The organism is Amycolatopsis pretoriensis (assembly GCF_900107925.1).
In the GTDB taxonomy this organism is placed as follows: domain Bacteria; phylum Actinomycetota; class Actinomycetes; order Mycobacteriales; family Pseudonocardiaceae; genus Amycolatopsis; species Amycolatopsis pretoriensis.
The window spans coordinates 386,747-404,755 of the sequence record NZ_FNUJ01000009.1 but is presented as its reverse complement, the minus strand read 5'-3'; the positions used below and the strand labels follow the sequence as shown (position 1 = coordinate 404,755).

At 71.0% G+C, this 18,009-nt stretch carries 18 protein-coding genes; 6 read left to right on the top strand and 12 right to left on the bottom strand.

Annotated features, from left to right (window positions below; translation table 11 throughout):
* Positions 1-930, bottom strand: coding sequence for an undecaprenyl-diphosphate phosphatase (locus BLV96_RS37515; RefSeq protein WP_086676543.1), 930 nt, complete (start codon positions 928-930; stop codon positions 1-3).
* Positions 931-1,355: 425 nt separating this feature from the next.
* On the opposite strand from BLV96_RS37515, the gene pip reads away from it, so the two are divergent.
* On the top strand, positions 1,356-2,294 hold the full coding sequence (pip, locus tag BLV96_RS37510) for a prolyl aminopeptidase (protein WP_086676544.1): 939 nt from the start codon (positions 1,356-1,358) through the stop codon (positions 2,292-2,294).
* Here pip and BLV96_RS37505 read toward each other — a convergent pair.
* Complete coding sequence (locus tag BLV96_RS37505) at positions 2,280-2,831, bottom strand: TetR/AcrR family transcriptional regulator (protein ID WP_086676545.1); 552 nt, start codon at positions 2,829-2,831, stop codon at positions 2,280-2,282. The two genes, pip and BLV96_RS37505, sit on opposite strands and share 15 nt — an antisense overlap.
* A 59-nt stretch (positions 2,832-2,890) precedes the next feature.
* On the opposite strand from BLV96_RS37505, the gene BLV96_RS37500 reads away from it, so the two are divergent.
* On the top strand, positions 2,891-3,670 hold the full coding sequence (locus BLV96_RS37500) for an SDR family NAD(P)-dependent oxidoreductase (protein ID WP_086676546.1): 780 nt from the start codon (positions 2,891-2,893) through the stop codon (positions 3,668-3,670).
* Here BLV96_RS37500 and BLV96_RS37495 read toward each other — a convergent pair whose 3' ends face one another.
* From BLV96_RS37495 to BLV96_RS37470, 6 genes are all read right to left on the bottom strand, one after another.
* Positions 3,671-3,865, bottom strand: a complete 195-nt coding sequence (locus BLV96_RS37495) for a hypothetical protein (RefSeq protein ID WP_086676547.1) — start codon at positions 3,863-3,865, stop codon at positions 3,671-3,673.
* 155 nt (positions 3,866-4,020) lie between these two features.
* Positions 4,021-4,809: an ABC transporter permease gene (locus BLV96_RS37490; RefSeq protein ID WP_086676548.1), complete on the bottom strand. Its 789-nt coding sequence runs from the start codon at positions 4,807-4,809 to the stop codon at positions 4,021-4,023.
* An 8-nt stretch (positions 4,810-4,817) separates the two neighbouring features.
* A complete protein-coding gene (locus tag BLV96_RS37485; protein ID WP_086676549.1) occupies positions 4,818-5,657 on the bottom strand; it encodes an ABC transporter permease in 840 nt (279 codons plus the stop codon).
* Between the two features lie 76 nt (positions 5,658-5,733).
* Positions 5,734-6,936 (bottom strand): ABC transporter substrate-binding protein, encoded by a 1,203-nt coding sequence (locus BLV96_RS37480; protein ID WP_086676550.1) that lies wholly within the window; start codon positions 6,934-6,936, stop codon positions 5,734-5,736.
* A 15-nt stretch (positions 6,937-6,951) separates the two neighbouring features.
* Complete coding sequence (locus BLV96_RS37475; RefSeq protein WP_244180760.1) at positions 6,952-8,079, bottom strand: ABC transporter ATP-binding protein; 1,128 nt, start codon at positions 8,077-8,079, stop codon at positions 6,952-6,954.
* Positions 8,080-8,087: 8 nt separating this feature from the next.
* Positions 8,088-9,509 (bottom strand): gamma-aminobutyraldehyde dehydrogenase, encoded by a 1,422-nt coding sequence (locus BLV96_RS37470; protein ID WP_086676561.1) that lies wholly within the window; start codon positions 9,507-9,509, stop codon positions 8,088-8,090.
* 112 nt (positions 9,510-9,621) lie between these two features.
* Here BLV96_RS37470 and BLV96_RS37465 point away from each other — a divergent pair, with 112 nt between their 5' ends.
* Both BLV96_RS37465 and BLV96_RS37460 read left to right on the top strand, forming a co-directional pair.
* On the top strand, positions 9,622-10,356 hold the full coding sequence (locus BLV96_RS37465; RefSeq protein WP_086676551.1) for a FadR/GntR family transcriptional regulator: 735 nt from the start codon (positions 9,622-9,624) through the stop codon (positions 10,354-10,356).
* Positions 10,357-10,390: 34 nt separating this feature from the next.
* Entirely contained in the window at positions 10,391-11,095 is a 705-nt protein-coding gene (locus tag BLV96_RS37460) for a cache domain-containing protein (RefSeq protein WP_086676563.1), read from the top strand.
* Here BLV96_RS37460 and BLV96_RS37455 read toward each other — a convergent pair.
* A complete protein-coding gene (locus tag BLV96_RS37455) occupies positions 11,092-11,469 on the bottom strand; it encodes a hypothetical protein (protein WP_086676552.1) in 378 nt (125 codons plus the stop codon). The genes BLV96_RS37460 and BLV96_RS37455 overlap by 4 nt on opposite strands.
* Before the next feature lie 34 nt (positions 11,470-11,503).
* Positions 11,504-12,943 carry a PucR family transcriptional regulator gene (locus BLV96_RS37450; protein WP_086676553.1) on the bottom strand — a complete coding sequence of 480 codons (1,440 nt, stop codon included), beginning with the start codon at positions 12,941-12,943 and terminating at the stop codon, positions 11,504-11,506.
* A gap of 104 nt (positions 12,944-13,047) precedes the next feature.
* On the opposite strand from BLV96_RS37450, the gene gabT reads away from it, so the two are divergent.
* Entirely contained in the window at positions 13,048-14,403 is a 1,356-nt protein-coding gene (gene gabT / locus BLV96_RS37445; protein ID WP_086676554.1) for a 4-aminobutyrate--2-oxoglutarate transaminase, read from the top strand.
* Complete coding sequence (locus BLV96_RS37440) at positions 14,400-15,827, top strand: aldehyde dehydrogenase family protein (protein WP_086676555.1); 1,428 nt, start codon at positions 14,400-14,402, stop codon at positions 15,825-15,827. Before gabT ends, BLV96_RS37440 begins: the two co-directional genes overlap by 4 nt.
* Here BLV96_RS37440 and BLV96_RS37435 read toward each other — a convergent pair.
* Both BLV96_RS37435 and BLV96_RS37430 read right to left on the bottom strand, forming a co-directional pair.
* A complete protein-coding gene (locus BLV96_RS37435; RefSeq protein WP_086676556.1) occupies positions 15,799-16,572 on the bottom strand; it encodes a helical backbone metal receptor in 774 nt (257 codons plus the stop codon). The two genes, BLV96_RS37440 and BLV96_RS37435, sit on opposite strands and share 29 nt — an antisense overlap.
* Positions 16,569-17,969, bottom strand: a complete 1,401-nt coding sequence (locus tag BLV96_RS37430; RefSeq protein ID WP_086676557.1) for an RNB domain-containing ribonuclease — start codon at positions 17,967-17,969, stop codon at positions 16,569-16,571. Before BLV96_RS37430 ends, BLV96_RS37435 begins: the two co-directional genes overlap by 4 nt.
* Positions 17,970-18,009: the final 40 nt, after the last annotated feature.

Below are 18,009 nucleotides of genomic sequence, written 5' to 3'. Positions count from 1 at the left end.
TCAGACCGCGAAGAAGATCAGGCTGCCGATTCCGGCGAGGACGCAGTAAATGGCGAACGGGGTCAGAGTGCGCGTTTCGAAGTATCCGGTGAGGAACCGGACAGAAATGTACGAAGCGACCCCGGCGACCAGGCTGCCGGCGAGCGCCGGACCGAGCGAGGCGTGGTTTTCCGGGGTGAACAGCGTCGGCATCTTGAGGACGCCGGCCGCGAGGATGACCGGCGTGGCGAGCAGGAACGCGAAGCGCGCGGCGTCCTCGTGGCCGAGCCCGCGGCGCAGCCCGGCGACCATGGTGATGCCGGAGCGGCTGATGCCCGGCAGCAGCGCGAGGATCTGCGCCGCGCCGATCAGCACGGCCTCGCCGACGCGCAGCTTCGCGAGGCGGACGTCGGTCGCCTCTTCGACGGAAACCGCCCGCATCACCATGGTGTCCTCGGCGGAGAAGTCCACAGTGTCCTCTTCGGCGGCCGCCTTGCTGGGCCGGCTGAACTTCTCGGCGGCGTAGAGGACTCCGCCGTTGAGCGCGAGGAAGATGGCCGCCGGCACGGGCTTGCCGAGGAAGTCGCGCAGCAGCCCTTCGAAGAGCAGGCCGGCCAGCCCGACCGGGATCGTGGCGAGCACGAGCAGCCACGCGAGCCGCTGGTCCGGCGTGCGGACTTCGCGGTGCCGGATCGACGTCCACAGGCCGCGGATGATCCGCACCCAGTCCTTGCGGAAGAACAGCACGAGCGCGAGCGCGGTGGCGACGTGCATCGCCACGAGCACCGCCAGGTAGGGCGAATCCTTGCCGATCGACAGGTCCCGCTGCCACGATCCGCCGAGCCAGGCGGGCAGCAGAATGCTGTGGCCGAGACTGGACACCGGAAACAATTCCGACACCCCCTGCAAGGCGCCGACGACAATCGCCTCGAGATAGGTCACTGCGGACATTCCGAGCCTTTCCGTCCTGCTTTTTCCCGAACCCCAGGACCGGAACGTACCGGCCCTTTCGTTAACCACCGGCAAGGGGCACCACCGCGCTCAGCGTCCTCTCAGCGGGTGTTCACGTATATGAACTTCAATCATGTTCTTGACTGACGTTCGGGGCGTGGCTTAGCGTTTAGCCCGTCGCCGCCACGACGAAGATTCGGACCCTCGACGAGGAGGACGGGAATGCTGCGTGTGCGGGTTGTCATCAGCGGCCGTGACCGCGCCCCCTTTTCGTCGGACTCGGCCGCTTCGAGCGGCTGACCCCTGGACGGGAGCCCGCTCAGCCCGGCGGCGGGGGCGGGCTCCCACCTTTCTTGGTCGTCGTCCCGGCTCTCGGCGGCGGGGTGTCGGGGCGACGGCCAGGACCCTCCGGCAGAGTGTCGGGCATGGACGAGCTGTACCCGCCGATTCCCCTGCGTGCCGAAGGGTTCCTGGAGGTCGGCGACGGCCACCGGATCCGGTGCCAGGAGGCGGGCAACCCGGCCGGGAAGCCGGTCGTGGTGCTCCACGGCGGGCCCGGCAGCGGGATCGCGCCGATGGCGCGGCAGCACTTCGACCCGGCGGCCTACCGGATCGTCCAGTTCGACCAGCGCGGCTCGGGCGAGTCGACCCCGGGCGCGGACGACCTGGGCGCGAACACGTTGTGGCACCTGGTTTCCGACATGGAACGGCTACGCGAGCGGCTCGGCATCGAGCGTTGGCAGCTCTTCGGCGGTTCGTGGGGCGCGACCCTCGCGCTCGCCTACGCCGAGACGCACCCATCGCGCGTCAGCGAGATCATCCTGCGCGGCGTGTTCACCGTGCGGCAGAGCGAACTCGACTGGATCTACCGCGGCGGCGCCGCGAACCTGTTCCCGCGCGAGTGGGAGGCCTTCCTGGCGCCGATCCCGGCCCATCTCCGGGACGACCCCCTCGCCGCGTACGCCTCACTGCTCGAGGACCCCGAAGTCCGCCACCGGGCCGCGATCGCGTGGAGCACCTGGGAAGGCGCGACGGTTTCCGTGCAGCCGCAGGACTCCTTCGTCCGGCAGTACGCGGAACCGGCGTTCGCACTGACGTTCGCACGGCTGGCAGTCCACTACTTCCGCCACGGCGCCTGGCTCGACGACGGTCAGCTGATCCGGGACGCGGGCAAGCTCGCGGGCATCCCGGGCGTGCTCGTGCAGGGCCGTTACGACGCCGTGTGCCCGCCGACCACGGCGTACGAGCTGCACCGGGCGTGGCCGGGGTCGGAGCTGAAGCTCCTGGAGGGCGCAGGGCACGCGGTGACGGACCCGGGCGTGCTGGCCGCGTTGCGCGCGGCGACGGACTCATTCCGCGAGTAGCACCGCGAACACCCGCTCGAGCTTGGCCTGGAGCACGCCTTCGTCGGCGTCCGCGAGCGCCGTGCTGCCGATGAGCGTGCGCATCACCCAGAACCCGGCGATCACGGAGAGGGCCAGCGCCGGACCCGCGTCTTTTCGCCCCGGAAGCCGGTCGGCCAGGTGCTTCTCGACGTGACGCTCGATGCCGGCCCGCAGGATCTCCGCGGCCCGCGGGTTGGGCGCCGAGCGCAGCATCAGCAGGAACGGGTCGAGCCGCTGCGCGTCCGGCGCGGTCCGGCGCACGAGCGAGGCCGCGATGTCCGCGGCGAGGGTCGCCGGGTCGTCGGTGAGCACGGTCCGCTCGGCCATGGCCGCCTCGACGACCTCGGTGAAGAGGCCTTCCTTCGAGCCGAAGTAGCGGTTGACGAGCATCGCCGTGACGCCGGCGGATTCGGCGATCTCGCGTACGCCGACGCCGTCGTAGCCGGCGCGGGTGAACGCTTCGAGCGCGGAGTTCAGGATCGCTTCCCTGGTCGCGGCGGCGTTGCGGGGTCTCATGTATACGAGTGTAGACTTGCCGTAAGTCTACAGCTGTATACCTCAGGGAAAGGGTCCTCATGGATCTCGAAATCACTGGTAAACGAGCTCTCGTCACCGGCTCCAGCGCGGGTCTCGGTGCCGCGATCGCTCGGCTCCTGGCCGCGGAAGGGGCTTTGGTGGTGGTGCACGGCCGGGACGTCGCGCGCGCTTCGCGGGTCGCTTCGGAGATCGGCGCTTCCGGAGTGGCGATCGGCGACTTGTCGACCGACGCGGGAGCGGACGCCGTGGCCGAGGCGGCCGGGGACGTCGACATCCTGGTCAACAACGCCGGCGCGTACGACCACCTCGGGTGGACCGACGCGACGGCCGCGGACTGGACGGCGACGTACGAGGCGAACGTCGTGTCGTCGGTCCGCATGATCCAGCGGTGCGTACCGGGCATGCGCGAGCGCGGCTGGGGCCGCGTGATCCAGATCGGCGGCGGCCTGGCGATCCAGCCGATGGCGATGCAACCCCACTACACGGCGACCCTGGCGGCGCGGCACAACCTCGCGGTGTCGCTGGCCCGGGACCTCGCCGGCACGGGCGTGACGTCGAATGTGGTGTCCCCGGGCGCGATCCTGGTCGACTCGGTCCGTGAGCTGCTGACGTCGATCGCCCCTTCCCACGGGTGGGGTACCTCGTGGGAGGAGATCGAAGCCGCCGCGGCCCGCGACCTGGTGCCGAACGACATCGGGCGGCTGGGCCGCCCGGAGGAGATCGCGGCGGCGGTGGGCTACCTGGTGAGCCCGGCGGCGGCGTACGTCAGCGGCGCGACGATCCGCGTGGACGGCGGCACGATCCGCTCAGCGCACTAGTCACAGCAGCCCGGCCTGGTGCAGTTTCAGCACTGCGCCGGCCAGGCCGGGTGCGGCGCCGATCAGCAACAGCCTCAACACGCGCACCGCGCGGTCGGCGCGACGGTGGTTGCGGTCGAGCACTGCCACCGCAACGACGAACGACAGCAGCAACAGCAAGTAGCCGGCAGCCGCCGCGATGAGCCATTCCCGCATCGCACACCTTCCTCACCTGAAAGATCAGGTGAGGGCACGACTTTCGGGCCCGCTTCGCTTTCTATCGGATCAATTCCAACCTGGCAAACCTGGGTATGCATATCCGCCATGCATCATGCGCATCGAATCTCACGTACGCGTCCGGGCTCAGCGCACTAGAGCCGCCCACCTGAAGCCGTGTCGCCGGACAGTCTCTGGGCCAAGTACACCGGGACCGTCGACACCACGATCAGCACCGCCGCCACCACGTTCACGATCGGGGCCTGGTTGGGCCGGAACAGGTTGTTGTAGATCCAGATCGGCAGCGTCTCCATGCCCGTGCCCAGGGTGAACGTCGTCACGATGATCTCGTCGAACGACAACGCGAACGCCAGCAGTCCACCCGCCAGCAACGCCGAGCGCAGCATCGGGAACGTCACCAGCCGGAACGTCGTGAAGCCCGTCGCGCCCAGGTCCATCGAAGCTTCTTCGAGGCTGCCGCCCATCCGGCGCAGCCGCGCGACGACGTTGTTGAACACCACCACGATGCAGAACGTCGCGTGCGCGATGATCGCCGTCAGCAGGCCCAGGTTGATACCCAGGATCGTCCGGAACGCGTTGTTCAGCGCGATGCCCGTCACGATCCCGGGCAGCGCGATCGGGAGGATGATCAGCAGCGACACCGGGTTGCGCCCGAAGAACCGGTAGCGCTGCAACGCGAACGCCGCCATCGTGCCCAGCAGCAGCGCGATCGCCGTCGCCGCCAAGCCGGCCTGGACGCTCGTCCACAGCGCGTGCAGCGCCCCGTCGTTGGACGCCGCTCGCTTCCACCACTCCAGCGTGAAGCTCGACGGCGGCCAGCCGAACGTCGTGTCCGCGTTGAACGAGTTGAGCAGCACCACGACCAGCGGGAAGTAGATCACCGCCAGCCCGAGCCCCAATGCGGTCCACAGCAGCTTGCGCACGTGAGCTCCTAGAGGTTGTCCAGCGCGCCGGTGCGGCGCACCGCGGCCAAGTACACGAGCATGATCACGACCGGGACCGTGGCCACCGTCGCCGCGAACGGGAGGTTGTTGGCCGCGCCGATGTTGTCGTAGACGACGTTGCCGAGCATCTGGGACGTGCCGCCGACGATCTTCACCGCGATGTAGTCGCCGAGGGACAGCGAGAACGTGAAGATCGAGCCCGCCACGATCGCCGGGAACGTCAGCGGCAGGATCACCGAGCGGAACGTGCGGAACGAGCGCGCGCCGAGGTCGCCGGAAGCGTCCACCAGGGAGTCCGGCAGCCGGTCGAGGCCCGCGTAGATCGGCAGGATCATGTACGGCAGCCACAGGTACGACAGCGTGATGATCGTCGCCGTGACGCCGTACCCGGGCGAAATCGAGCTCAGGGCGCCGTTGCCGGACAGCATCGAACGCCACGCGTACGCCTTCACCAGGTAGCTGGCCCACAGCGGCGTCATGATCGCGATCACGAGGATCCGTTGCGCGCGCGGCGAAGCGAGCTTGGCCATCGCGTACGCCATCGGGAACGCGACGACCGCGTCGATCACCGTCACCAGCGCCGCGATCCCGACCGTGCGGAAGGTGATCGTGCGGTACACCGCGTCGGTGAACAGCGTCTTGAAGTTGTCCATCGACCACTCGATGACGACCTGGCCGGTGAAGCTGTCGGTGTGCCAGAACGCCGTGACGAACAGCGCGGCGAGCGCGCCCAGGTAGGCCAGGCCGAGCCAGAGCAGCGGGGCCGAGAGCAGGAAACCCAGGCGCAGCTTGGGTTTCCGGTAGAAGAAGGCCGATACGGCGGTCATCACACCTCGCAGGGAGAGGTCCGGGAGCGGCGGGCGGAGTGGGGGGACACAGCCCGCCGCTCCCGGGGTTCGGGGGTCAGCCCTTGATCTCGGTCCAGGCCTTCGTCCACTCGCCGTAGTCCTTGCACTTGACGTCCGTGCGGCCGTCGAGGCACTGCTGGATCGGCGTGGTCCAGTACGCGATCTTCGACGCGTACGCGGCGTCGTTGGCGTGGTAGGTGTCGCAGAGGGTCTTGTCGGTCATCTCCGCGCACGCCTTCGGGTTGGCCGGGGCCTCGCCGAAGTACTCGGCGACCTGGGCGTTGACCTTCGGGCTGATCATGTAGTCGAGCCACTTGTACGCGCACGTCTTGTGCGCCGACTTCGCCGCGACCATCCAGGTGTCCGACCACCCGGTGGCGCCCTCGCTCGGCACGGACGCCTCCAGCGGCGCGCCCTCGCCCTTGGTCAGGTTGACCGTGACCTGCCAGGCGGTCCCGACGACGGCGTCGGCGTTCTTCAGCGCCTGGGACTCCTTGAGGTAGTCCGACCAGTACTCGCTCACCAGCGGACGCTGCTGCTTGAGCAGGTTGACCGCGGCGGTGAACTGCTTGTCGTCCAACGCGTACGGGTTCTTGATGCCCAGGTCCGGCTGGTGCGCCATCAGGTACAGCGCGGCGTCGGCGATGTAGATCGGCGAGTCGTAGGCGATCACCTTGCCCTTGTAGGGCGAGTTCGCGTCGAACATGACCGACCACGACGTCGGCGCGGGCGTCACCTTGTCGGTGCGCCAGGTCAGCAGGTTCGCGCCCCAGCCGTGCGGGATGCCGTAGGCGACGTTGCCCACGCTGTTCCAGGACTTGTCCTTGAGGAACGGCTGGACGTCGGCGTAGTTCGGCACGAGCGTGGTGTTCACCGGCTCGGCGTCCCCGGAAGCCACCAGCCGCAGCGACGCGTCACCCGAGGCGGACACGACGTCGTACTGGCCGGTCTTCATCAGCGTCACGGCTTCGTCGGACGTGCCGAACGGCTTGACGTTCACCTTGCAGCCGGTCTGCTGCTCGAACGGCGTGACCCAGTTGACCTTCGGGTCGTTCGAGCCGTTCTCCGCGTACCCCGGCCAGGCCAGCACGTTCAGCTGCCCCTCCGGCTGGCCGAGCGCCTTGAGCGCTTCCAGCTTCGGCGGGGTGAAGCCCTGCGCGCCGGGCGGCGCGGACGAACTCGTGCCCGACGTGCCACATGCAGCCAACAGCAGGCTGGCGCCGAGCAAGCCGGCAAGCCGCGTCTTCCTGTTCTTCATGGCAACCCTTCTGGACTACTTACGCTTTTCGGGGGTTCCGGGTGGCGGAGCCCCCGGCCCCGGGGCGAAGCCCCGGACGTCACTGACCTGGAAGCTGTGTTCGTTCCGCCAGCTCAGGCGGACGCGCCCGTCGGCGAAAGCCGCGTCGTCGACGTTCTGCCGGACGACCGAAAGCTGCCCGCCGGCGTCGAGGGCGACGGCGTACCGGACGGTCGCGCCGACGTAGACGACGTCGGTGACCGTGCCGGTCGCGCTGGTGTCGCCCGCGGCGGCGGGCTCGGACAGCTCGCCGTCGATGCGGATCTTCTCCGGCCGGATGCTGAACAGCCCCGGCCGGCCGATCACGGACTCGGCGCCGCGCCCGCCCAGCAGGTTGGACGTGCCGACGAACCCGGCGACGAACGCGCTCGCCGGGCGTTCGTAGACCTCTTCGGGCGTCCCGACCTGCTCGATCTTCCCGTCGTTGAACACCGCGATGCGGTCGCTCATGGTCAAGGCTTCGTCCTGGTCGTGCGTGACGAAGACGAACGTGATGCCGACGTCCCGCTGGATCTGCTTGAGCTCCAGCTGCATCGCCTGGCGCAGCTTGAGGTCGAGCGCGCCGAGCGGCTCGTCGAGCAGCAGCACCTTGGGCCGGTTGACCAGCGCGCGGGCGAGCGCGACGCGCTGGCGCTGCCCGCCGGACAGCTGCGCGGGCTTGCGCGAGCCGTAGTCCTCCAGCCGCACGGTCTTCAACGCTTCGAGCGCGCGCTCCCGGCATTGCTGCTTCGGGACGCGCTTCACGCGAAGGCCGTACTCGACGTTCTGCTGCACGGACATGTGCGGGAACAACGCGTAGTCCTGGAACACCGTGTTGACGTCCCGCTCGAACGGCGCCAGCCGGCTGACGTCCCGGCCGTCGAGCTCGATCGTGCCCTCGGTGGGCAGCTCGAAGCCGGCGATCATGCGCAGCACCGTCGTCTTGCCGGAGCCGGACGGGCCGAGCATCGAGAAGAACTCGCCGGGCGGGATGTCGAGGTCGACGCCGTCGACCGCGTGGACGTCGCCGAAGTGCTTGCGCAGCCCGGAAAGCCGGATGGCGGGCCGCGCCGGCTCGGCGGGCGTGGTCTCCTCCGGCGCCGCCGACGGTGCTTGGTTGGGCATCGCGACCCTCACAGTGCGCTCATGACGTGCTTGACGCGGGTGTAGTCCTCGAGGCCGTAGAGCGAGAGGTCCTTGCCGTAGCCGGACTTCTTGAACCCGCCGTGCGGCATCTCGGCGACCAGGGGGATGTGGGTGTTGATCCAGACGCAGCCGAAGTCGAGCTTCGCGGCCAGGCGCATCGCGCGCTGGTGGTCGCGGGTCCAGACCGAGGACGCGAGGCCGTACTGCACGGCGTTCGCCGACTTGAGCGCCTCGGCCTCGTCGGCGAACCGCTGGACGGTGATGACCGGGCCGAAGATCTCGTTCTGGCTCAGTTCGTCGTCCTGCTTGAGCCCGGAGACGACGGTGGCTTCGTAGAAGTAACCCTCGTCGCCGGCGCGGTGCCCTCCACAGTGGACGGTCGCGTGCCCCGGCAGCCGGTCGATGAAGCCGGACACCTTCTCCAGCTGGGCCGCGTTGTTGAGCGGGCCGTAGGCGACGTCTTCGTCGTCCGGCTTGCCGGTCTTCGTGCCCTCGGCCTGCCGGGACAGCGCCGCGACGAACGTGTCGTGGACTTCGTCGGCGACGAGCACACGGGTGGCGGCCGTGCAGTCCTGGCCGGCGTTGAAGTACCCGGCGACGGCGATGGCCTCGGCGGCGGCTTCGAGGTCGGCGTCGGCGAAGACGATGACCGGCGCCTTGCCGCCGAGTTCGAGGTGCACGCGCTTGACGTCGTTCGCGGCACTGCGCGCGACTTCGATGCCGGCCCGGACCGAGCCGGTGATCGACACCATCGCCGGGATGTCGTGCTCGACCAGCGCGCGACCGGTGTCGCGGTTGCCGCAGACGACGTTGAACACGCCGGGCGGGAAGAACTCGCCGGCGATCTCGGCGAGCAGCAGCGTCGACGCCGGGGTCGTGTCGGACGGCTTGAGCACGACCGTGTTGCCGGCGGCGAGCGCGGGCGCGATCTTCCAGATGGCCATCAGCAGCGGGTAGTTCCACGGCGTGACCTGGGCGCAGACACCGACCGGCTCGCGGCGGACGAAGGAGGTGTGGCCCTCCATGTACTCGCCCGCGGACCGGCCTTCGAGCACGCGCGCGGCCCCCGCGAAGAACCGGACCTGGTCCAGGATCATCGGGATCTCTTCGGCCATGGTCAGTGCGATCGGCTTGCCGGTGTTCGCGGACTCGACGGCCACGACCTCCTCGGCGCGGGCTTCGAGCGCGTCGGCGAGCTTGAGCAGCGCGAGCTGGCGCTGCGCGGGGGTCGTCGCGCGCCAGCTCTCGAACGCGGTCGCGGCGACCTGGAGCGCGTTGTCGACGTCCTCGGGCCCGGCGATCGGCGCGGTGCAGTAGGGGCGCCCGGTGACCGGGTCGATGATCTCCGCCGTCCGGCCCGACTTGGACTCGACGTACGCGCCGCCGACGTAGTGCTTCAGCTCCTGCACGATCACTCCTCGGTGCGGTCGGGGAGCTAAAACATATAAGTCCATATGTAATAGGACAAGAGGATCAGGCAAGATTGGTGCGAACGGGTTGCCGGCGAGGCGAAGGGTCACGATGCGCAAGGGCATGTCGCACAGCGCGCGGTCCGCCATGTTCGCGCCGCTCGGCCAGGTCGGCCGGGCGGAGGCGGTGGCGGCACGGCTGGCCGACGCCATCACGCTCGGCCTGCTCGCCGACCAGGAACAGCTGCCGAGCGAAGCCGACTTGAGCGCGCAGTTCGGCGTCTCGACCGTAACCGTCCGGGAAGCGCTGGTGGCCTTGCGGCAGCAGGGGCTGGTCGAGACGCGGCGGGGGCGCAGCGGCGGCAGCTTCGTCCGCGCGCCGGCCAACCCGCCGCCGGACGCGTGGCGCTCGCGGCTGCGCGAGGTGTCGCTGTCCGACCTGCGCGACGTCGGCGACCACTACCTGGCGATCGCCGGGGCCGCCGCCAAGCTCGCGGCCGAACGCAGCTCCCCCGAAGACATCGCGCGGCTCCGGCTGGCGGCCGACGACCTCCGCACGGCACACGGCATCGACTTCACGCGGGCGGAGCGGCAGTTCCACCTGGAGATCGCGGCGGCCGCGCAGTCACCGCGGTTGACGCACGAAGAGCTCCACCTGCAGAGCGAGCGCGGCGGCCTGCTGTGGCTGCCGCTCGACCCGGGGTCCCACGCCCACGAGGAGCACACGGCGATCACCGCGGCGATCGCGGCCGCGGACGGCGAACTGGCCCGCAAGCTGACCGAGGAACACATCCTGGGCGCGCTCGACCGCCTCGCGGACGTGCACCTCGACTTGCTCACCCCCTAAACTCCGCCTTACTCCGCGCATCGAGGTGAGCACCGTGAACGACACCCGCACGCTGGCCGGCGACGAGGTCGTCGAGCAGGTTTCGGCGCTGGTGGAAGGGGTCTTCGAACGGCTGAAGCCGCTGCTGGCGGCGGCCGAGTCGGTGCTGGCCGACGCCCCGTCCGCGGCGGCGCTGCACCGGATCCGCCCGCAGGTCATCGAGGCGCTCGGCGGCCTGGTCGTCGGCGCGGGGTTCGTCAGCGCTCCGCGCGTGCTGACCGATTCCGAGTTCGGCTTCGAGTGGTGGACCGCGGGTTCGCCGCCGTCCCAGCTGTTCATCAGCCTGGACCCGGAGAGCGAGAACTTCCTGGACTACACGCGCCAGTCGTGGTTCACGGTCCCCCGCGACACCGGGCGGCGCCACATCAACGGCCCGTACGTCGATTACCTGTGCACCGACGAGTACACGCTGACGTTCACGATTCCGGTGTCCCGCGCGGGTTCTTTCGCGGGAGTCGTGGGCGCGGACGTCTACGTGCGCGAATTCGAGCGTGCGGTGCGTCCGCGGTTGCGATCGCTGGGTCGCGGGGCTGCGTTGTTGAACGCGCAGGGGCGGGTGATCGTGTCCAACAGCGTGCGCCAGCCGACGGGGTCGCTGGTGCGGGAGGCCGACGTCCCGGCGTGGTGGTCGGCGGGCGCGGAACCGGGCCCGTCCTTGCGGCGCTGCGGGGATTCGCAGATCGTCCTGGTGACCGGCTAGGGACCACCCATCAAGGTGTAGCCGACGAGGCAGCCCGGACCGGCTTCCACGAGCAGGCCCATCGGGGTGCCGTCGGGCCGCTCGGCGGTGTAGACGACGTGCGACGCACCGAACCAGGTGCCGACCTCGTCGACCGGGGTCAGGGAGTCGCCGGCCACGGGCGCGCAGTACGGCTCGTCGTGGCACCAGCCGGCTCCGGCGCAGGTGACGTAGCTGCGGTAGTCGCGACCGGCGTGGTGGATGCGGTAGGGCAGACCGTGCTCGCCGGGCAGGGCGTACCCGAAGTGGTTGGCCGTCCACGGCAGGAAGGCGACCCCGCCGGCGGCGAGGACGAGCCCGCCGGCGGCCGCGGCGGCTGCGAGTCGGTAGGCCACGAGAGGTGGACGCCCGGCGCGGCTCCGGCGTTGCTCAAGCCTGCAGCGCCACCCAAAGTTCCGCGCGCACGCCCGGCGAATCGAGGTCCCGGCCCAGCAGTTCCCCGGCTTTGCGGATCCGGTTCCGCAGCGTGTGCCGGTGGACGCCCAGCCGCGCGGCCGCCACGTCCCAGTGGCCGTGGTGCTCCAGCCAGCAGCGCAACGACGTCTCCAAGTCGCCGCGGCCCGTCTCGTCGTGGTCCCGCAGCGGGGTCAGCAAGCCGCGCGCGAACGCTTGCGCGACCGTCGGCTCGATCAACGACAGCAGGCCGCGGCCCGTGTGCTCCGCGGCCGACACCAGGACCTTGCCGTCGGCCTCCGCGACCCGGCACGCCAGTTCCGCCTGCTCCAGCCCGGCCGCGAAGTCCGTTGTGGACACCGGGCCGGCCACTCCCCCGTGCAGGCCGCCGATCCGCAGCGCCGCGTCCGTCACGGCGTCGGCGGCGCCGAGCGCGACCACCGCCGAGCCGTGCCGCGCGGCGAACACCGGCTCGCTCTCCAGCGCGCCGAGCAGCCTGCGCCGCGCGGCGGGCGCGCCCGCGAAGACCAGCACCGACCACGGCGCGGCCGGTGCCTCGGCGCCGGAAGCCGCGAGCACCCGCAGCGCCAGCTCGGCCTGACCGCCGATGAGCAGTTCCAGCAGCCCGGTCCGCAACGCCTCCCGCGCCGCCGCCTGCGCGCGATCCTGTTCCAGCGCCAGGGAAAGCACCGACACCGCCGTGTTGACGATGTGCCGCCCCGCCGTGTCCAGAGCCGCGCCGACGGCGAGCACCCGGCGCGCGCTCGTGTCGAGGGTCTGCAGCACGACTTCCTGCTCGTCGAGCACGACGACCCGCGTGCCCGTGCGAAGCCGCTCCAGCTCTTCGCGCAGCGAAGCACCGTACGCGCGGGCACTCGCCGGAGCTGCTTCGCTGACGGTGGTCCGGTCGAAGAGGAGCACCCAGCCGTCAACGAGCTTCGCCAGCTTCCGCAGCACCCCCGACGGACCGCTGCGACCCACCGCCGTGCGGGTCAGCTCCTGCTGGGCGCGGCCGATCCGGACCGTCGTCGCGTACTCGTCGGCCGCCACCGCCCGAGAAACCGCGCGGGTGATCGCGATGAACGGCGTCTCGCGCGGCACCTCCAGCACCGGCAGCCCCACGTCAGCCGCCGTCGCCACGAGCGAGCGCGGCACGGACTCGTGGCTCAGCCCGACGCCGAAGCCGAGCCCCGCCACTCCCGCGTCGACCAGCCGGCGCACGTAGGACGGCGACGTCTCCTCGTCCAGCGCCAGGCCGGTCGTGAGCAGCAGCTCGCCGCCTTCGAGGAACGCCTGCGGGTCGGTCAGCTCCGTCGGGTGGACCCACCCGATCGGGCGATCCAGGAGGTCGTCGCCCGTCAGCACCCGCAGCCCGAGCGGGCGGTCGGCGGCCAGTCCGGCCAGGGTGAGTGCCACAACGGCCAATCATACGCCTCGAAATAGCCAGAACGTCCAGCTGACGACCGTCCGGTAACCGCTCATCCTGGGGACGACCCTCCCACCGTCCGCAGGAGCACGCCGTGACCGCAAGCACCACCGCCGAGCAGCAGGCCCCGGCGCCCCGGCAGCGCAGGCTGCGCACCGAGATCCCCGGCCCCGCCTCGCGCGAGCTGCAGGAGCGCCGCGCGAACGCCGTCGCCGCCGGGGTCAGCTCGGTGCTGCCCGTCTACGTCACCTCCGCCAGCGGCGGGCTGCTCACCGACGCCGACGGCAACGTCCTGATCGACTTCGGCTCCGGCATCGCGGTGACCAACGTCGGGCACTCGGCGCCGGCGGTCGTCGACCGCGTCCGCAAGCAGGCGTGCTGGTTCACCCACACCTGTTTCATGGTCACGCCGTACGAGGGGTACGTCGAGGTCTGCGAGGCGCTGGCCGAGCTGACGCCGGGCGACCACGCGAAGAAGTCGGTCCTGTTCAACTCCGGCGCCGAAGCCGTCGAGAACGCCGTGAAGATCGCGCGCACGGCGACCGGACGCCAGGCCGTCGTCGTGTTCGACCACGCCTACCACGGCCGCACCAACCTGACGATGGGCATGACCGCGAAGTCGGTGCCCTACAAGCACGGGTTCGGCCCGTTCGCGCCCGAGGTCTACCGCGTGCCGGGCTCGTACCCGTACCGCGACGGCCTGTCCGGCCCCGAAGCGGCCGCGCTGGCGATCGACCGGATCGAGAAGCAGATCGGCGGCGACCAGGTGGCCGCGGTCGTCCTGGAGCCGATCCAGGGCGAAGGCGGGTTCATCGAGCCCGCGCGCGGCTTCCTGCCCGCGATTTCCGCGTGGTGCCGCGAAAACGGCGTCGTGTTCGTCGCCGACGAGGTCCAGACGGGCTTCTGCCGCACCGGTTCCTGGTTCGCGTCCACCGACGAGGACGTGGTCCCGGACCTGATCGCGACGGCCAAGGGCATCGCGGGCGGCCTCCCGCTGTCGGCGGTCACCGGCCGCGCTGCCCTTCTCGATGCTGTCGGCCCCGGCGGGCTCGGCGGCACGTACGGCGGCAACCCGATCGCGTGCGCCGCCGCTTTGGGGTCGATCGAGACCATGAAGAACGAGGACCTGGCCGCGTCGGCCAAGCGCATCGAAGGCGTTGTGCTGCCGCGGTTGCGTGCGCTGGCCACCGAAACCGGTGTGATCGGTGACGTCCGCGGGCGCGGCGCGATGCTGGCCGCGGAGTTCGTGAAGCCCGGTTCTTCGGAACCGGACGCCGACCTGACCAAACGCGTCGCGGCGGCCTGCCACCGGGCCGGCGTGGTGGTGCTGACCTGCGGCACCTACGGCAACGTCGTCCGGCTGCTGCCGCCGCTGTCCCTGTCCAACGACCTGCTCGACGAGGGCCTCTCGGTCCTCGAGCACGCTGTCCGCACGGAGGCTCGCGCATGACTTTCCCCTTCTGGGTCGCCGGGAAGCCGGTGACCGGCGGTTCTTCGGCCGACGTCCGCCACTCCTTCGACGGCTCGACGGCCGGGTCGCACTTCGTGCCGTCCACTTCGGACGTCGAGGCCGCGGTGCAGGCCGCGCACGACGTCGCCGACGAGTTCGCGACGCTGCCCGCGCACGTCCGTGCCGGCGCGCTGGACCACGTGTCCCGGGCGTTGGGTGAGCGGTCCGAGGAGATCGCCCAGCTGATCACGGCCGAGTCCGGCAAGCCGCTGAAGTGGGCCCGCGGCGAGGTCGGGCGCGCGGTGTCGACGTTCCGCTGGGCCGCCGAGGAGGCCCGCCGGTTCTCGGGCGAGCTGCAGCGCCTCGACACCGACCCGGGCGGCACGGGCCGGCTCGCGTTGGTCCGGCGCGTCCCGCGGGGCCCGGTGCTGGGCATCACGCCGTTCAACTTCCCGCTGAACCTGGTGGCCCACAAGGTGGCGCCGGCGATCGCGGTGGGCGCGCCGATCGTGCTGAAGCCGGCGCCGGCGACGCCGCTGACAGCGTTGCTGCTGGGCGAAATCCTGGCCGAGACGGACCTCCCGGCCGGCTCGTGGTCGATCCTGCCGGTGGACAACGAGACGTCGTCGCGGCTGGTCGAGGACCCGAGGCTGCCGGTGGTGTCGTTCACCGGCTCGGTCCCGGTCGGCTGGGCGATCCGCGACCGCGTGCCGCGCAAGCACGTGGCGCTGGAGCTGGGCGGCAACGGCGCGGTGCTCGTCTGTCCGGATTGGCCAGATCTCGACTTCGCGGCGCAGCGGATCGCGACGTTCGCGATGTACCAGGCGGGGCAGTCGTGCATCTCGGTGCAGCGGGTCTACGTGCACTCGGATGTGTACGACGCTGTGGCTTCGAAGGTCGTCGAGCAGGTCGCGTCCTTACGCACCGGCGACCCGCGGGCCGAGGGTGTGGACGTCGGCCCGCTGATCAATTCGGCGGCCGCCGAGCGCGTGGAATCCTGGGTGTCCGACGCGGTTTCGGCAGGCGCTCGCTTGCTGACCGGCGGCGGGCGCTCGGGAGCCACCGTGGAGCCGACGGTGCTGGCGGACGTCCCGGAGGACGCGTCGGTGATGGCCGAGGAGGTGTTCGGGCCGGTGGTCTCGCTGGTCCGGGTGTCCTCGGTGGCCGACGGGGTGGCGCGGATCAACGCGTCGCGCTTCGGGCTGCAGGCGGGCGTGTTCACCCGCGACCTGCCGACGGCGTTCGAGGTGTCGGCGGCGTTGAAGGTGGGTGGCGTGCTGGTCGGTGACGTCCCGAGCTTCCGAGCCGATCAGATGCCGTACGGCGGGGTGAAGGACTCCGGAGTCGGCCGCGAGGGCCCGGCGTCGGCGATGGCGGACTTCACCGAGGAGCGCGTCACGGTTCTGACGGGATTGACGCTGTAAGAGCCGCGTGGGCCTCGACGAGTGAGGGTCCGTACCACGTGAGGTGGCGGCCCGAGACCAGGACGTACCGCGCGTCCGGGAAGTGGTCCGGGCCGTCCTCCTCCGTGAACAAGTACGGCTCGTCCGGCAGGACCAGCAGATCCGCGTCCGCGGTGAAGTGCGCCCGCAGCTCCTCGATCGCCGGTCGCGGGTACCGCTCGTCCGAACCCGCGTACACGTTCGCCACGCCCACGCGGCGCAGGACGTCGCCGCCGAAGGTGTCGCGGCCCAGGACGATCCACGGCTTGCGCCACACCGGGACCACCGCGTGGAACCGCACCGGCCGGGTCTCGCGCCAGAGCTCCTCCGCCGCCACCAGCCACTCCGGCTCGTCCAGCTCGTACGCCTGCGTCAGGATCCGCCGCAGCGAGCCCAGCGCGGCCGGAACCGACGCCGCCGCGGCCATCACCCACACCGGGATCCCGTTGGCGCGCAACCGTTCCACGTCCTCCGGGCGGCTCTCCTCCGAGTTGGCCAGCACGAGGTCGGGCGCCAGGTCCAGGACCCGGCCGAGCTTCGGGTACTTAGACCCGCCCACCCGCGGAACGTCCAAAGTGGACGGGTGCGTGCAGTAGTCCGTCGCGCCGACCAGGCGGCCGGGCGCGCTCAGCTCGACCGCTTCGGTCAGCGACGGCACGAGCGAGACCACACGAGAAGCCGGGCCACTCAGCGGCACCGGCTCCCCGAGATCGTCGACGAGAGTCATGCGCGTTCGAACGACACCTTCCGCTTCTCGACGTCCACCGCGGTCAGCCGGACGCCGATCCGCTCCCCCGCGGTCAGCTTCTCGCCCGCGCACTTCGCCATCACCGTCGGGTCTTCGACGAGGATCTCCGCCTTGTTCTCGTCCGCGCGCAGCACCACCGCGCTGAACTCGCCGCCGATGCGCTCGGCCAGCACCCACGCCTCGACCTGGTCGATGCACGCGCGCTCGACCTTCGCGGCCAGCGTGTCCGACGCCGTCATGCGGTCCGGGACGTCCGCGAGCGCCGCCCGCACCCACGCCGGCACGTCGCGCCCGGCCGACACGGCCAGGCAGATCTCCGTCGCGAACCGGTCGACCAGCCGCCGGATCGGCGCCGTCACGTGCGCGTACGCGCCGCCGATGCCCGCGTGCGTCGTCAACGCGGGCAGTTCGCCGTCGAACGCCGTGTAGCCCGCGCCGCGCAACAACCGCGTCGTGTCCGCGTAGAGCGCCATCGACGCCGGCTGGCCCGGGTCCAACCGGGACAGGAACTCCGAGACGGTCGCCTCCGGCGCCCACGCGATGCCCAGCGCCTCGGCGGAGCGGCGCAGCCAGTCGACGGCCTCGGGTTCCGGGTCGGGCAGCGTGCGCAGGACGCCGATCCGCGCGTCGATCATGATCTTCGCCGCGGCCATCCCGGTGAGCAGCGAGATTTCGGCGTTCCACGCGTCGACGACGGTGCGCGGCCGGCGCGCGAGGACCCAGCCGCCGTCCGGGTCGCCGCTGATCTCCTGCTCCGGCAGCTGCAGCTCGACGGCGCCGCGCCGGACGGCCAGCTCGCGCCGCCGCCGGCCCAGCTCGGGCAACGCGGCCACCGACGGGTGCGGGTTCCCGGCGTCGAGCGCGGCCTGGACGGTCTCGTAGTCGAACTGCTCGGTGGACCGGACCAGTGCGCGGCGCACCCGGGTGGCCGTCGGCTCGCCGGCTTCGTCGGTCTCGATGGTCCAGAGCACCGCGGGCCGGATCTCGCCGGGCAGCAGGCTCGCGGCGCCTTCGGACAGGACCGGCGGGTGCAGCGGGACGTTCCCGTCGGGCAGGTACAGCGTCTGGCCGCGCAGCCGCGACTCGCGGTCGAGCGCGCCGCCGGGCGGGACGAACGAGGCGAGGTCGGCGATCGCGTAGTGCACGCGAAAGCCGTGCGCGGTCTTCTCGACGACCATCGCCTGGTCGAGGTCCTTGGCGCCGGGCGGGTCGATGGTGACGAACGGCAGGTCGGTCGCGTCTTCGCGGCGCTCGGCCAGCGGATCGAGGACCGCCGCCTCCGCCTCGGCCAGCACGTCGGGCCCGAACGACTCCGGCAGCGAAAACTCGGCGCGCAGCGGACCGAAGTCCCCGCCCGCCGAGTGTGTCCTGATCACCAGGGGAGGCACCCCCCAACCCTAACCCCGGAAGGGGCCG

What these genes read in the sequence shown, in the direction of transcription:
- BLV96_RS37500 (WP_086676546.1), top strand. Translation starts at nt 2,891, where the DNA reads ATGGATCTCGAAATCACTGGTAAACGAGCTCTCGTCACCGGCTCCAGC.
- BLV96_RS37515 (WP_086676543.1), bottom strand. Translation starts at nt 930, where the DNA reads ATGTCCGCAGTGACCTATCTCGAGGCGATTGTCGTCGGCGCCTTGCAG.
- BLV96_RS37435 (WP_086676556.1), bottom strand. Translation starts at nt 16,572, where the DNA reads ATGACTCTCGTCGACGATCTCGGGGAGCCGGTGCCGCTGAGTGGCCCG.
- BLV96_RS37505 (WP_086676545.1), bottom strand. Translation starts at nt 2,831, where the DNA reads ATGAGACCCCGCAACGCCGCCGCGACCAGGGAAGCGATCCTGAACTCC.
- BLV96_RS37465 (WP_086676551.1), top strand. Translation starts at nt 9,622, where the DNA reads ATGCGCAAGGGCATGTCGCACAGCGCGCGGTCCGCCATGTTCGCGCCG.
- BLV96_RS37495 (WP_086676547.1), bottom strand. Translation starts at nt 3,865, where the DNA reads ATGCGGGAATGGCTCATCGCGGCGGCTGCCGGCTACTTGCTGTTGCTG.
- pip (WP_086676544.1), top strand. Translation starts at nt 1,356, where the DNA reads ATGGACGAGCTGTACCCGCCGATTCCCCTGCGTGCCGAAGGGTTCCTG.
- BLV96_RS37440 (WP_086676555.1), top strand. Translation starts at nt 14,400, where the DNA reads ATGACTTTCCCCTTCTGGGTCGCCGGGAAGCCGGTGACCGGCGGTTCT.
- BLV96_RS37485 (WP_086676549.1), bottom strand. Translation starts at nt 5,657, where the DNA reads ATGACCGCCGTATCGGCCTTCTTCTACCGGAAACCCAAGCTGCGCCTG.
- BLV96_RS37475 (WP_244180760.1), bottom strand. Translation starts at nt 8,079, where the DNA reads ATGCCCAACCAAGCACCGTCGGCGGCGCCGGAGGAGACCACGCCCGCC.
- BLV96_RS37480 (WP_086676550.1), bottom strand. Translation starts at nt 6,936, where the DNA reads ATGAAGAACAGGAAGACGCGGCTTGCCGGCTTGCTCGGCGCCAGCCTG.